Source organism: Vibrio sp. 10N.222.52.B7, assembly GCF_041474275.1.
GTDB classification, from domain to species: domain Bacteria; phylum Pseudomonadota; class Gammaproteobacteria; order Enterobacterales; family Vibrionaceae; genus Vibrio; species Vibrio crassostreae_C.
Window position 1 is genome coordinate 22,670 of sequence record NZ_JBFRTU010000079.1, and the last position, 13,658, is coordinate 36,327.

Genomic DNA, 13,658 nt, shown 5'->3' on the forward strand with positions numbered 1-13,658 from the left:
CATGGATAACAACACAGTCACGAACATGATGGCTCAATACGACAGTTTGATTGAGAAATCACAGGCACTTTTTGTTCCAGTGCTTCTACTATTTTGTCGCCTTTGGGTGGCGTGGGTATTCTTTAATTCTGGACTCACCAAGATAGCTACTTGGGATAGCACGCTTTACTTGTTTGAATTGGAATACCAAGTGCCACTGCTACCTTGGGAATTGGCTGCTTACATGGGCACTGCCGCTGAGTTAATTCTACCGATGTTTTTAGCGCTCGGTTTATTAACACGACCTATGGCTGCGGTGTTGTTCGTTTTCAATATCATTGCTGTCGTGTCTTACCCTGTATTGTGGGATCAAGGCTTCTACGATCATCAGCTTTGGGGGTTAATGATTCTTATCATTGTCGTGTGGGGCGCCGGGCCATTCTCACTTGATCGAATTTTGAAAGCGCAGTTCAGGAATTAAAATAAGTTTTCACCTCTTTTGAACTGCTAAAGCTAAATGCTACAGCCCAAACGCAAGAAACCACTCAATTGAGTGGTTTCTTTTTTAACTGGGATAAGCTTACTTATTTAGAAAAGCTTGTAGCTCTTCAGCAGAGATGCCTTGCTCTGCAAGTTCTTTTGCCAATAGCTGAACCTGCTCACCCTTACGAGACTCTACCACACGCTGAAATTGGTAAATGATATCTCGCAAAGTATCGATTGGAACTTGTTTTGCCGCACTGCGAATACGCTCTTCACTTTGGTTGCCTAGCTCTTTAAGCAGTTTACCAAACATGACCTTTTCAGGTGCATCTTCCATTTGTTCTAAGACGCGCGCCATTTCGTAGGTTGTTAATGACATTACAGTATTTTCCGTTGGGGACTAACGTTTCAATGAGTGACAAATATACCATGTTTTAACGTTTCGAAAACCGCCATTTGTATATTTTGTCACCCTTGTAACTTATGCCTTAGCAAACGTCGTGTGCCAAGACTTACCCGCTTTGCTCGCAAGCACTAATAACGCAGGAACAATCAGGAACATTTGCAGAGCAATCATCACTTGCGACGTTAAATCAAGACGTTGCATGGTACCCACAAGAAGCCCTGAACCGCTCATTTGGAACAAGCCAAGCAGCGCAGCAGCTGTACCCGCACGGTCACCGAAAGGTTCTAGAGCTTTACCTGCCGCAGCACCAAGAATCCAAGCAAAGCCAACTGACGATAAGAAGATCGGTAGCATGAACGCGATTGGAGTAGCGTGCTCAGCAAGCACCAACATAATCACACCCGCTAAGCACAGCGTCGAGATACCAACCACCAGTGCTTTATAGGTACCAAAACGGTCCATAAATTTAGGTGCAGTAAACGCAGCTGCAATGTTGATGGCCGCATTAACACCAAACCAGAAAGTAAACTCTTTCATGGTCAGGCCTAGGTTTTCCATCAACACAACTGGTGCAGAGGTTACATAAGCGAGGATAACCGCCATCGCCATCAGACACAAGGTTGCGTGGAAAAGGAATGATGGTGTTTTCAATACTGACCAGTATCGCTCAAGCTTGAATACCGCAACCTTTTCTGTCGCAGGGTTAGACTCTTTCATTTGGAAGAATAAGATAGTGCCAACAACGACAGCAAAGCCTGCCATAAAGCTAAAGTTCGAGCGCCAACCAAATTGATGTGTTAACCAAGCGCCAAGAATGGGTGCCAAAGCAGGAATAAAACAGATTGCACCATTAAGGTAGCTGATCATACGGCCACTCTTCTCTGGGCCAAATAGATCGCGAACCGTTGCAAAGGCTGCTACAGAAGTCGCACAAGCTCCTAAGCCTTGTAGCAGCCGAGCCATTAGCATCATATCAATCGATTGAGCTGCCCACGCCAAGCAAGCACTCAATGCATAGATACTAACACCTCCCAATGCAACGGTTCGACGTCCTAGCTTATCAGCCAAAGGGCCAGCAAATAATTGCCCGACACCCATGGCGAATAAAAACCAGGTAATCGTATCTTGTGCTAGTGCATGTTCCACGTGAAACGCTGTCGAAATTTGTGGCAGAGCTGGTAGGTAGATATCAATAGCCAGAGGGCTAAATAAAACCAACATTGCCAATAAAGCAACCTGCAGTTTACTAGGGGTTGGAAGCGCGTTAGAAGGCACAAGATTCTCCGAATGAGTTAATTTAGGTGCATAATAACCAACTAAAGATATGAACAAAAATGGCATATACTCATTAGCATTATTCCAAATGGGAAACTCATATGAATATTGAGAAACTATCGCGCCTCGACCTCAATCTATTAGTTTGCTTGCAGGTGCTGATGGAAGAGCTAAGTGTGACTCGCACCGCCCACCGATTGTGCCTAAGCCAGTCAGCGGTTAGTAAGTCATTGGCCAAACTTCGTGAGCAATTTAATGATCCCCTTTTCACGCGAAGTGCTCATGGTCTGCGACCAACACCAAAGGCGGTCTTTCTCAAACCTCGATTAGAAACGCTGATCAACCAACTTGATGTGCTCACCCAACCAGAGACCTTCATTCCCAACAACAGTGACCACAGTTTTCACATTGCGGCTGTTGAGAGCGTTTACCCACTTATTCTTCCCCACTTTTTACCAGCGATATTTCGACAAGCCCCTAAGGTGAATATCAACACCCACGCTTGGACGGAGCAAACCTTTAAGAAGCTGCAGCTCGGTGAGCTCGATATCGGACTCACAGGTAAAGACATCGACATCAACGACGCACGTTTAACTATGCTGCCGCCAGATGATATTTGCGAGCAAGAGATCTACCGTGACGCGCAGATGTGTGTGCTAAGACGCAACCACCCCGCTCTGAATGGCAAATGGGATCTGGAAACCTACCTTGCACAGCGTCATGTACAAGTAAGATGTGATGGTAACGATCGTTGGTTACTCGACTATAAGCTTGCCGACCTTGGTCACCAACGTGATATCGCTATTTCTGTTCCAGACTTCAATAGCGCCGCAAGCCTATGTACCTACACCGACTTTGTGTTTACTGCACCAAGCCACTTTACTTACCTCGTCGCCAAGCAACTCGACTTAGTGGTTGTCCCTTTACCGATGGAATTCCCACCGATGGCATACACTCTGTTTTGGCACCGTGACAGAGAAAATGACCCAGCGTTAACTTGGCTACGAGATATCATCAAAGAAAAAACTCTGCACCTTAGATAAAAATGGCGTACAGCGTTTGCAGCAAACGAACAAAAGCGCTAGCTTATTGACCTAATAAGTCCCCTCGCATGTATATCGACTGTGAGTGTTAACAAGGACCCTAACAATAAGGATAAACACAGATGCACAATATCACTGCTGAACGCGTTGCTGCGGTTCGAGCTTGGCTTGAAACAAACAACCTAGATGCCGTTATCATTCCACATGAAGACGAATATCTAGGTGAATACGTTCCTGCTCATAACGAGCGACTTCACTGGTTAACAGGTTTCACTGGCTCTGCTGGTGCGGCAGTTATCACTCGTGAGAACGCTGCTATTTTTGTTGATGGTCGCTACACGGTTCAGGTTCGTAAGCAGGTACCAGCAGAGTTATTTGAGTATCGCCACCTTATTGAAGAGCCGGCTTTAGATTGGATCACCAGTTCTCTAGCACAAGGCAGCAAGGTTGCATTCGACCCACGCATGCACACTGCTGCTTGGTTGAAAGGCGCTCAAGCTAAACTGGCAGAGAAAGTTGAACTAACAACACTATCTTCGAATCCAATTGATGAGCTTTGGTCTGATCGTCCTGAGCCGGTGGTATCTGATGTTCGCTTAATGGCAACAGACGCAGTAGGCCAATCAAGTGAAAGCAAACGTGCGGAGATTGCTGGCTTACTAAAAGCCAAAGGTGCTGATGCCGCTATCCTTACGGAACTCGATTCGATCTGTTGGTTGCTTAACATTCGCGGCTTGGACGTATCTCGCCTACCTGTTGTGTTATCCAATGCGATCATCCACGCCGATGAAAGCGTCGACTTCTTCCTAGACCCAGCTCGTATTCCTACGGGCTTTGAAGCACACGTTGGCAATGGTATTCGCGTATCTCACCCATCAGAGCTTGAAGCACGCCTTCAATCTTTGGAAGGCAAAAATGTATCTGTCGATTCAGGTACCAGTAACGCTTGGTACACGCTGGTTCTACAAAACTCTGGTGCTCATATCATTGAAGCAGCAGACCCATGCCTAATGCCAAAAGCAGCAAAGAATGAAACTGAAATTGCCGGCATGAAAGCGTGTCACATTCGTGATGGTGTTGCGATGGCGAAGTTCCTATCTTGGATTGATGCAGAAGTCACGCAAGGTAATCTGCACAATGAAGCTGTGCTAGCAGACAAAGTTCAATCATTCCGCGAACAAGACCCAACGCTGATGGACCTAAGTTTTGACACGATTTCAGCAGCAGGCGGCAACGCAGCAATGTGTCACTACAACCACGAGAACCAACCTGAACCAGGTCAGTTAGAGATGAATACTCTTTACCTAGTCGATTCAGGCGGTCAGTACCTAGATGGTACAACCGACATCACTCGAACTATCGCGATTGGCCAGCCAAGCGACGAAATGATCCAGCAGTTCACGTTAGCGCTTAAAGGTCACATCGGTATCGCGCGTGCACGTTTCCCACAGGGTACTCGTGGTTTCCAACTTGATATTCTAGCTCGCCAACACTTATGGGCAGAAGGCTTCGACTACGACCACGGTACTGGTCACGGTGTTGGTCATTTCCTAAGTGTTCATGAAGGTCCGCAAAGCATCTCTAAGAAGCTAATCGATGTACCTCTTGTTGAAGGCATGGTGTTATCAAACGAGCCGGGTTACTACCGTGCAGATGAATTTGGTATCCGTATCGAAAACCTAGAACTGGTGGTTGAGCTGCCAACTCAAGGTGACTTCTCAGTACTAACGTTTGAGTCGCTAACACGTTGCCCTATCGATAAGCGCAACATCAACGTCGATTTACTGACACGACCTGAACTTGCATGGCTTAATGATTACCACCAGAAAGTATGGAACGATGTTAGCCCATTAGTTGAAGGTGATACATTGGAATGGTTACGCCAATCAACCACTCCACTTGCTCATGCTTAATGCTTAGCTAATTCAAACTTAATGAAATGAAAAACGGCCACCTTAGGGTAGCCGTTTTTATTTGTCGATTTAACTTCGTCGATGTTTCACGTGGAACATAAATCTGCGTGTTCGCTAACCAGAGTAAGCACTGTGCCAGTCTCTCCACACAGGATCAAAACCACGTTGACGAATCATTGACTCAACATCGGCAGCACTTCGCTCATCACTTATTTCAAATTGCTCGAGTTCTTCTTCATCAGAAGCATAACCACCAGGCTGGGTTTTAGACGCAGCCGACATACTGGTGATTCCCAATGGCAACACATTGTCACGGAAAGCTGCAGACTCACGAGTCGAGAGAGACAATTCAACCTCAGGGTTTAATAAACGATACGCACAGATAAGTTGAACCAACTGTTTATCACTCATAATCGATTTAGGCTGCAAACCACCCTCACACGGACGAAGACGTGGGAATGAAATCGAGTAACGTGTTTGCCAATAAGTACGCTCAAGATAGTCTAAGTGAGCGGCCACGAAGAAACAGTCGGTACGCCAATCTTCCAAGCCAATCAAAGCGCCAATACCTATCTTATCAATACCCGCTTTTGCCAAACGATCGGGCGTTTCGAGCCGGTATTCAAAATCCATTTTATTGCCACGCAAGTGGTGTTCCGCGTAGGTACTTGGGCTATACGTTTCTTGGTAAACCATCACCGCATCTAAGCCGAGAGTTTTAAGCTCTGCGTAGTCATCTTGATCAAGCGGCTGCACTTCCATCGCAAGATAGTTAAATTGTGCCTTAATATTCGGTAGCACTTCACGGAAGTACTTCATCCCGACCTTGGTTTCATGTTCACCAGTCACCAACAATACACTATCAAACTTCATCTTTTTGATAGCGGCACTTTCAGCATCGATTTCATCTAAAGTAAGTGTGCGACGCTTAATGCGGTTCTCCATTGAGAAACCACAATACGTGCACGCATTCGCACATAAGTTTGAGAGGTACAATGGAATATACAACGACATTGTATTGCCGAATCGCTTGCGTGTGAGTGCCAACGATTGTTGCGCCATCTGCTCTAAGTAAGGTTCTGCTGCCGGAGAGATAAGAGCCTTAAAGTCTTCCAAGTCGCGTTTAGGTTTACTCAGAGCGCGCTCAACATCCGCTGCCGTTTTACTGAAGATGGACATACCAATGTCATCCCAGTTGAGCTGTTTAAATCGATCAACAAACGTCATAAGGACACTACTCGTCTAGGAATGAAGTTAGCGGACTAGAAGCAACCGCATGAGACACCTGTCCAGCAAGACCAGAAAGGTAAGCCATACGGCCAGCTTCAACTGCCAGTTTAAAAGCAATCGCCATATCAACGGGTTGTTGAGAAGCCGCAATTGCAGTATTAACTAACACGGCATCCGCGCCCATTTCCATTGCACGAGTAGCATGAGATGGCGCACCAATACCAGCGTCAACAATCACAGGGACGTTCGCTTGGTCGATAATGATCTCTAAGAAGTCTGCCGAAGCGATACCTTTGTTCGACCCAATCGGCGCACCTAGCGGCATAACCGCAGCACAACCCACCTCTTCCAATCGTTTACACAACACTGGGTCAGCATGACAGTAAGGCAACACAACAAAGCCATCTTTAACCATTTGCTCAGCCGCTTTTAATGTCTCAATTGGGTCTGGCATCAAGTACTTTGGATCAGGGTGAATTTCCAGTTTGAGCCAGTTTGTGCCTAGCGCTTCGCGAGCCAAATGCGCAGCAAAGATGGCATCCTTCGCGTTCTTCGCCCCGGAGGTATTTGGTAACAAGTTCACGCCAGCATCAATGATGGGCTGTAAAATATCATCTTGCTCAGAGCGAATATCAACTCTCTTCAACGCCATGGTTGCCAGTTGAGAACCGGAAGCTTCGATAGCACTCGCCATTAAATGTTTATTCGCGAACTTGCCCGTTCCAGTAAAGAGTCGTGATTGAAATGTTTTATCTGCGATAGTTAACATAGTTAGCCTCCTGCAATAGCTTGGAAAAGAGAAATAGCATCGCCTTCATTGACGACCCTTTGTTGCCACTGACTACGCGGGACAACCGCATTATTGATAGCAAAGACACAACCCAGATCGGGTAGTGAAAGCGCTTGGATGATATCCGCTAGAGACGACGATTGTGCAACCTGTTCTGGTTGCTCATTGATAGAGATCGTTATGTTGCTCATTGGGTTTCTTCTTCTAAATAGTTAACTGTAGATGTGCAGCAAACGGGGCATTCACTATCTTGAGTGACACTTAAGTTTTGCCAGTTCATCGTCTGACCATCAAACAGTTTGAGCTGATGTGTTGCAACCTGGAACTCGCCAGTGCTAATACGTTGAATCGCTGCCAGTGCTTGGAGGTTGCCTATGGTGCCAACAACTGGGCCGATGATGCCGCTATCGCTACAACGTGTCGTTTGTGGATGATGACTGAACGGGAACAAACAGTGATAGCACCCTTTCTGCATCTGATAATCAAAGACAATAAACTGACCTTTCCATCCGATCGCAGAACCAGAAACCAAAGGTGTCTTGCTACCAAAACATGCTTGGTTAACCTGCTGACGTGACTCAAAGTTGTCAGTACAATCCAACACCAAATCAGCGAGCATCACCTCAAGCTCAAGCTGGCTCTGAGTCATTCGCCTATTGATGGTTCTCACTTGGTTTCGACCATTAAGCTCAGTCAGTTTTTGCTTCAGAGCTTCGACCTTAGGCGAACCTAACTGGCTTTCCTTGAACGCAACTTGTCGTTGAAGGTTAGACGAATCCACACAATCATCATCAACTAATACGATTTTCCCGATACCGGAAGCCGCAAGATAGAGAGCCGCAGCATTGCCTAAGCCACCACAACCGATGACCAATACATGGCTATCTAATAGATTGCGTTGCCCTTGCTCACCCACTTCAGGAAGTGCGAGTTGTCGTTGATAACGAATGAATTCGAAATCATTCAGCATGACTTAGCTCCTGAGTTACCTCTTTAGCAGCACCTGAAGAACGGTCAGCCATTAATGCTTCGAAGAACTCAATCACTTGTTTTGGGTCTTCGGCTAACGTAATCGCACGTACAACAGCAAGGCTCGATACCCCACAACTCCACACCTGTGCGGCCGTCGACTGGTCAATTCCACCAATCGCAACTGTCGGATAACCGGTGAGTTCTTCTGTGTATGGGATAGTATCAATCAGCTGCTGATAGAGAGATAAACGCACAAGTCCTTGAGGCTTCGATGGCATCTGCTTAGTGGTGGTTGGGAATATATGCCCCAGCGCAATATAGCTTGGGTTGATTTGCACAATGCGTAGCAACTCGTAATAACCATGAGTCGATAGACCGATCTTAATACCAGCTTGGCTCAGTTGAGATAGGTTGGATTCTTCGATGTCCTCTTGCCCCAAATGAACACCAAAAGCATCATGCTTAAGTGCCAATTGCCAATAGTCATTGATAAAAACCTGAGCGTTGTGCTCTCTACCGAGTTCGATAGATCGCGCGATTTGTTGTTCTAAATCTGCTTGCTGTGGGTTCTTAATACGCAGTTGAACTGTGTTAATTCCAAGCTTGAGCAGCCTTTCGATCCACTCAACATCATCAACCACTGGGTATAGTCCTAGGCTACTCTTACTCAATTCCGGGAACGACAGTGATGTTCCTTGGTGCGCCCAACCAACACTAATATCCAGTCGCTCATCTTCGAGAACGGGAATAGGAAAGTTTTGATAGTTTGCTGGCCATGTTCCACGTGAAACACTAGATGCTGCGCGAGCTAAAACCAGTGCATCTTCTAATGGGAATTCCAACGCCAACAAAGTAAGTAACCAAGCAAAGTGGCCACGACTATCTAACTCCTGATGAGCTGGAGTTTCACTCTTGATAGCACGATTAGAATCTAGCTGTGACCAGATATCCAATGCAGCTGAGTCATCTAAGACACCGATATAGATGGTATTCGGAGTTTGTGCCAAGGCATCGCGGACACCAGCTAGCGCCACTGAATGACTGTAATAAACGATATGATCAAGCTCACTTGAGCGACACTCCGCCAATGAATCAACATCATGAGCAAAACCAATAGATAACGCTTGCTGAGCATCAACGATAGAGAAGCATTGAGTTGGGCTTACACCCAACTCAACTGCATCGGTTGCCAAGCCTTGTCGCTTAGCAACCAATAGACAGCTTTGCACCTCTCCCGTTAGCTCAATATTTTGAGATGGGATAAGAATCTTCACTGTCATTATTCCTCTAATTGAGCTTCTTTTGCGCCTACTGCTGGGTGATAAAGTTCAGAGCCAGTATCACGGAACTCTTGTGATTTCTGACGCATCCCTTCCAACGGATTATCAAGCATCTTAATCTCGATAGCCTGATCAGCAGCCACTTGTTCAGTGTCTTTCGCGTACTCTCGAACTTCTTGAGAGATCTTCATTGAACAGAATTTAGGTCCACACATAGAGCAGAAGTGAGCAACCTTGCCCGATTCTTGTGGCAGGGTTTCATCGTGGAAAGAACGGGCTGTTTCTGGATCTAAAGCTAGATTAAATTGGTCTTCCCAACGGAATTCAAAACGAGCTTTAGATAATGCATTATCTCGGATTTGTGCGCCCGGATGCCCTTTTGCCAAGTCTGCTGCATGTGCTGCCAGCTTGTAAGTAATCAAGCCAGTCTTCACATCTTCTTTATTTGGTAAGCCCAAATGCTCTTTAGGTGTTACATAACAAAGCATCGCACAGCCGTACCAACCAATCATCGCCGCGCCAATACCAGAGGTAATGTGGTCATAACCCGGTGCAATATCAGTGGTCAGCGGGCCTAACGTATAGAAAGGCGCTTCATGGCAGTGCTCTAACTGCTCATCCATGTTCTCTTTAATAAGATGCATAGGTACATGTCCAGGACCTTCAATGATCACCTGAACATCGTATTCCCAAGCCACTTTAGTTAACTCACCTAGAGTACGTAACTCCGAGAACTGAGCCTCATCATTGGCATCTGCAATAGAGCCAGGACGTAGGCCGTCACCTAGTGACAAAGCCACATCGTACTTCGCACAGATCTCACAGATCTCGCGGAAGTGTGTGTATAGGAAGCTTTCTTGGTGATGTGCAAGACACCATTTCGCGATAATAGAGCCACCACGAGAAACAATACCTGTCACACGCTTAGCCGTCATAGGAACATAACGAAGAAGCAAACCAGCATGGATAGTGAAGTAATCAACGCCCTGCTCCGCTTGTTCAATCAAAGTATCGCGCATCACTTCCCAGTTAAGGTCTTCGGCTACGCCATTCACTTTCTCAAGCGCCTGATACATAGGAACCGTACCAATCGGCACTGGGCTATTACGTAGGATCCATTCACGAGTCTCGTGGATATTACGGCCAGTAGAAAGATCCATTACGGTATCGCCGCCCCAGCGAGTCGACCATACTAGCTTCTCAACTTCTTCTTCAATCGAAGAGCTTACAGAAGAGTTACCGATATTGGCGTTCACTTTCACTAAGAAGTTTCGGCCAATAATCATAGGCTCGGATTCAGGATGGTTAATGTTCGACGGAATGATAGCTCGGCCTTCAGCGACTTCTTTACGCACGAACTCAGGGGTGATTTCTTTCGGCAGGTTTGCGCCAAAATTATGGCCAGGGTGTTGGTGGTTTAGCTGCTCATCAGCAAATTTCTGACGTCCCATGTTCTCACGTATCGCAATGTACTCCATCTCAGGAGTGATAATTCCCTGACGAGCATAGTGCAACTGAGTAACACATTGATCGCCAGTCGCGCGACGAATTCTAGGCAGATTACCGTAACGAAGGTCGTCTAGAGTTTCATCTTCTAAACGCTCTTTGGTATAAACAGAACTTACATCGTCTAATAGTTCTGTATCACCACGCTCTTCAATCCATTGCTCTCGTAACTTAGGAAGGCCACTGTAAAGGTCAATTTCGTGCGTAGGGTCAGTATAAACACCAGAAGTGTCGTATACATGAATTGGTGCATTAGGTTCGAATACAGGCTCTTTTTTGGTACCACCAACAAGGCTATCTGCTAGTGATATTTCTCGTACAGGGACTTGAATGTCCTCGCGAGATCCTTGGATATAAGCTTTTTTTGAATTTGGATAAGGTTGTACGGATAAAGAATCAATGAAATTCTTCGCTTCCAGTCTTGCTTGTTTACGACTCGACATAGCATTTTTCCTTGGCTTTTAGCCATTATTTATAGGGATAAAAATGCTTGACGGATAAGATGCTACAAGAGGGATCACAGCAAGAAAATGCAGTTGTGATCTGGAGATAGATCTCTAGAAGGATTCTAGTTAGACATCTACTCTTGTTCCCTTCGCAGGTATTAGCCTGATCAGGTTCAACGGATCCCGAGTTAACGGTCTCAGCCATATGGCACTCCGACAAGTACGATCGAGTATATAAAAACGGCTTGGATAAACCAAGCCGAGTTGTTAACAAATCGTAAGAAAGTTTTATGACTTTATCAAAAGTTGGAAGCCGATCCATGCGGCTGAAATACTAAGAACCACATTGAGCAGTACATTGAGTCCCATCTTGAAGAACGCGCCCTGCTGCATAAGAAGCACGTTATCCATCGAAAACGTAGAAAATGTCGTCAGGGCTCCAAGGAAACCAAGACCGATAATTTGTCTCCACGGCTCCGTCGCAACCATCTCATTTTCAAACGCGGCGATGAGCAACCCCATAATCAAAGAGCCAATCACGTTAACAGTCAGCGTACCGTAAGGAAAACCACGCCCTAACATCACGACGCATAACTCTGAAATCAAGTAACGTGAACAAGCACCAAACGCGCCACCGATGGCGATAAAACCTAAAATAGATAACTGACCCATGAATCCTCCCAAACAATAATCCCTATATTCTAGCTTTAACGCCGATAAAAGCGAGGGTAGAAACTAAGAATGCACGCTCAAATATTAAACGTTACAGGTGTCACTTAACTTCAATATATCCCATCAAACCCGTTTTCATGTGTTCGATAACATGACAGTGGTACATCCAGCGCCCAGGGTTGTCGGCAACAAATGCGGCTTTCGCTCGACCATTCTTTCCAAGTAACACAGTATCGGTATGGAAAGGTTCTGCAACTTTCTTCCCATCAAGTTCGAGTACTGTAAAGGTATGTCCGTGAATATGGATCGGATGATGATATTGAGTGACGTTCTTAAGATCGAATATATAGGTTTTACCCAATTCTAAAGTCGCCAACGGTTCAGGGATATTATCTTTGCTCATCCCCTCCCATGCTCGTTTATTAGTTAGCCAAAACTTAGGTATAGATTTTCCATCTTTGGATACTGGAGAAACCGCCCCTTCCCATTCAAATAAAAAGTCGATTTCTTCTGCATTAGCCAAATCTAAGTTGGGCACAGGATTGAGAGGTAAAGAAGGTAGAGAGCGATTCTCAACAAGGATTGAATTTACAACCTCGAACTCACACAAAGAGAAAGGAAAGCGTCCTTTCATTTGAAGGACGCTCACTCGCCCACCTGCTTTGGGTGCTACCAATCCAATATCCACTCGCATCCCTGGGCCAATTTTATGTTGAGTCAGTTTATAAGGCGTTTTTACAGGGTTACCATCAATGGCAATCACCCATGCCTCAGCCCCTTCGACAGCAATAGGATAAGTGATCGTATTATCGACATTAGCGATACGTAGCCTAGTCGTTGCATGTTGTTTTAACTGATAGACAGGCTCATGTATTCCATTAACGCTACTCCACTCTCCTGGCGTACCCATACGAGCACTGAGTCGTGGGATCATTAGATCTTTCCATTGGCCTTTCTTATCTATATGCCAATGTTTAAGCATCAGTGCGTGCTCTTCATCAAACTGCACTGGAATGCTCTCGTCTACGATAATTAGACCAACCAAGCCCATACCAAGCTGCTTAACGCTGTTCATATGTGGGTGATACCAAAACGTGCCAGCATCTGGTGGCGTAAATTCATAAATGAATGTTTCACCTGGCATGATCAGTGGTTGGCTCAAGAAGGGAACCCCATCCATTTCGATAGGAATCCTTAAACCATGCCAATGAATAGTTGTCGGTTCTGATAGCTTGTTGGTAAAACGGATCGTTACCTTTTCACCTTGTCGACATCGAATCGTTGGTGCTGGAATCTGACCATTAAAGCCTAGAATATCAGTCTCAAACCCCGTCACGAGTTCAGCGGTTGAAGGCTCTGCCGTTAAGTCATAAACATACTTTCCTTGTTCATCAACCGACCGTTTCATTGAGCAAGCGGGCAGTACAGTGAGTGCAGATATAGCGAGAGATGATTGAATAAACTTACGACGGGAGATATCCATATTTGTTGCCTTTTAGTAATAACGACTAAAATTTAACAAAATATTGAGAACAGTTCTCATAAAGAAGCGTAGTTTGTGCTGTTGGTTGTTTATAAAAGAGACTGGGATAAGTAAGCACTTACACTTTTAAGGCCAGGTTTTATTAAAAGCAGGAATTACCGACTAATACCAATTAAAGTA

13 protein-coding genes and 1 riboswitch are annotated in these 13,658 nt (G+C 45.6%); of the genes, 3 read left to right on the top strand and 10 right to left on the bottom strand.

The features are described 5' to 3' along the window. Nucleotide 1: 1 nt before the first annotated feature. Entirely contained in the window at nucleotides 2-460 is a 459-nt protein-coding gene (locus AB4512_RS18660; protein WP_372175329.1) for a DoxX family protein, read from the top strand. A 99-nt stretch (nucleotides 461-559) separates the two neighbouring features. On the opposite strand, the gene AB4512_RS18665 is transcribed toward AB4512_RS18660, so the two are convergent. Together AB4512_RS18665 and AB4512_RS18670 are read right to left on the bottom strand one after the other, a co-directional pair. Next, on the bottom strand, nucleotides 560-841 hold the full coding sequence (locus tag AB4512_RS18665; protein ID WP_009848181.1) for a hypothetical protein: 282 nt from the start codon (nucleotides 839-841) through the stop codon (nucleotides 560-562). 102 nt (nucleotides 842-943) lie between these two features. Beyond that, a complete protein-coding gene (locus tag AB4512_RS18670) occupies nucleotides 944-2,143 on the bottom strand; it encodes a multidrug effflux MFS transporter (protein ID WP_372175330.1) in 1,200 nt (399 codons plus the stop codon). 101 nt (nucleotides 2,144-2,244) lie between these two features. Between AB4512_RS18670 and AB4512_RS18675 the strand changes: the two genes are divergently transcribed. Beyond that, nucleotides 2,245-3,186 (top strand): LysR substrate-binding domain-containing protein, encoded by a 942-nt coding sequence (locus AB4512_RS18675; protein ID WP_017061320.1) that lies wholly within the window; start codon nucleotides 2,245-2,247, stop codon nucleotides 3,184-3,186. A 122-nt stretch (nucleotides 3,187-3,308) separates the two neighbouring features. Beyond that, entirely contained in the window at nucleotides 3,309-5,099 is a 1,791-nt protein-coding gene (locus AB4512_RS18680) for an aminopeptidase P family protein (protein ID WP_102393433.1), read from the top strand. A gap of 114 nt (nucleotides 5,100-5,213) precedes the next feature. On the opposite strand, the gene thiH is transcribed toward AB4512_RS18680, so the two are convergent. The 8 genes from thiH to AB4512_RS18720 all read right to left on the bottom strand — a co-directional run bounded on the left by thiH (nucleotide 5,214) and on the right by AB4512_RS18720 (nucleotide 13,478). Further along, nucleotides 5,214-6,326 (bottom strand): 2-iminoacetate synthase ThiH, encoded by a 1,113-nt coding sequence (gene thiH, locus AB4512_RS18685; protein ID WP_017061318.1) that lies wholly within the window; start codon nucleotides 6,324-6,326, stop codon nucleotides 5,214-5,216. Nucleotides 6,327-6,333: 7 nt separating this feature from the next. Continuing rightward, nucleotides 6,334-7,098 (bottom strand): thiazole synthase, encoded by a 765-nt coding sequence (locus AB4512_RS18690; RefSeq protein WP_065584384.1) that lies wholly within the window; start codon nucleotides 7,096-7,098, stop codon nucleotides 6,334-6,336. Nucleotides 7,099-7,100: 2 nt separating this feature from the next. Continuing rightward, nucleotides 7,101-7,310 (bottom strand): sulfur carrier protein ThiS, encoded by a 210-nt coding sequence (gene thiS, locus AB4512_RS18695; protein ID WP_017061316.1) that lies wholly within the window; start codon nucleotides 7,308-7,310, stop codon nucleotides 7,101-7,103. Then, nucleotides 7,307-8,089, bottom strand: a complete 783-nt coding sequence (locus tag AB4512_RS18700) for a HesA/MoeB/ThiF family protein (protein ID WP_017062994.1) — start codon at nucleotides 8,087-8,089, stop codon at nucleotides 7,307-7,309. The genes thiS and AB4512_RS18700 overlap by 4 nt, the downstream gene beginning before the upstream one ends. Further along, the gene (locus AB4512_RS18705; protein ID WP_017061314.1) at nucleotides 8,079-9,371 is read right to left on the bottom strand and encodes a thiamine phosphate synthase; all 1,293 of its coding nucleotides are present in this window, start codon (nucleotides 9,369-9,371) and stop codon (nucleotides 8,079-8,081) included. The genes AB4512_RS18700 and AB4512_RS18705 overlap by 11 nt, the downstream gene beginning before the upstream one ends. After that, nucleotides 9,371-11,320 carry a phosphomethylpyrimidine synthase ThiC gene (gene thiC / locus AB4512_RS18710; RefSeq protein WP_050635154.1) on the bottom strand — a complete coding sequence of 650 codons (1,950 nt, stop codon included), beginning with the start codon at nucleotides 11,318-11,320 and terminating at the stop codon, nucleotides 9,371-9,373. The genes AB4512_RS18705 and thiC overlap by 1 nt, the downstream gene beginning before the upstream one ends. Nucleotides 11,321-11,450: 130 nt before the next feature. Then, nucleotides 11,451-11,549: riboswitch (TPP riboswitch) on the bottom strand. A 62-nt stretch (nucleotides 11,550-11,611) separates the two neighbouring features. Next, nucleotides 11,612-11,995 (bottom strand): fluoride efflux transporter CrcB, encoded by a 384-nt coding sequence (gene crcB / locus AB4512_RS18715; RefSeq protein ID WP_004736665.1) that lies wholly within the window; start codon nucleotides 11,993-11,995, stop codon nucleotides 11,612-11,614. A gap of 100 nt (nucleotides 11,996-12,095) precedes the next feature. After that, entirely contained in the window at nucleotides 12,096-13,478 is a 1,383-nt protein-coding gene (locus AB4512_RS18720) for a multicopper oxidase family protein (RefSeq protein WP_372124074.1), read from the bottom strand. Nucleotides 13,479-13,658: the final 180 nt, after the last annotated feature.

Excerpts from the sequence above, each read along its gene's own strand:
- AB4512_RS18705 (WP_017061314.1), bottom strand. The coding sequence starts at position 9,371 with ATGACAGTGAAGATTCTTATCCCATCTCAAAATATTGAGCTAACGGGA.
- thiC (WP_050635154.1), bottom strand. The coding sequence starts at position 11,320 with ATGTCGAGTCGTAAACAAGCAAGACTGGAAGCGAAGAATTTCATTGAT.
- AB4512_RS18690 (WP_065584384.1), bottom strand. The coding sequence starts at position 7,098 with ATGTTAACTATCGCAGATAAAACATTTCAATCACGACTCTTTACTGGA.
- AB4512_RS18680 (WP_102393433.1), top strand. The coding sequence starts at position 3,309 with ATGCACAATATCACTGCTGAACGCGTTGCTGCGGTTCGAGCTTGGCTT.
- AB4512_RS18720 (WP_372124074.1), bottom strand. The coding sequence starts at position 13,478 with ATGGATATCTCCCGTCGTAAGTTTATTCAATCATCTCTCGCTATATCT.
- AB4512_RS18675 (WP_017061320.1), top strand. The coding sequence starts at position 2,245 with ATGAATATTGAGAAACTATCGCGCCTCGACCTCAATCTATTAGTTTGC.
- AB4512_RS18660 (WP_372175329.1), top strand. The coding sequence starts at position 2 with ATGGATAACAACACAGTCACGAACATGATGGCTCAATACGACAGTTTG.
- AB4512_RS18665 (WP_009848181.1), bottom strand. The coding sequence starts at position 841 with ATGTCATTAACAACCTACGAAATGGCGCGCGTCTTAGAACAAATGGAA.
- thiH (WP_017061318.1), bottom strand. The coding sequence starts at position 6,326 with ATGACGTTTGTTGATCGATTTAAACAGCTCAACTGGGATGACATTGGT.
- thiS (WP_017061316.1), bottom strand. The coding sequence starts at position 7,310 with ATGAGCAACATAACGATCTCTATCAATGAGCAACCAGAACAGGTTGCA.
- AB4512_RS18700 (WP_017062994.1), bottom strand. The coding sequence starts at position 8,089 with ATGCTGAATGATTTCGAATTCATTCGTTATCAACGACAACTCGCACTT.
- crcB (WP_004736665.1), bottom strand. The coding sequence starts at position 11,995 with ATGGGTCAGTTATCTATTTTAGGTTTTATCGCCATCGGTGGCGCGTTT.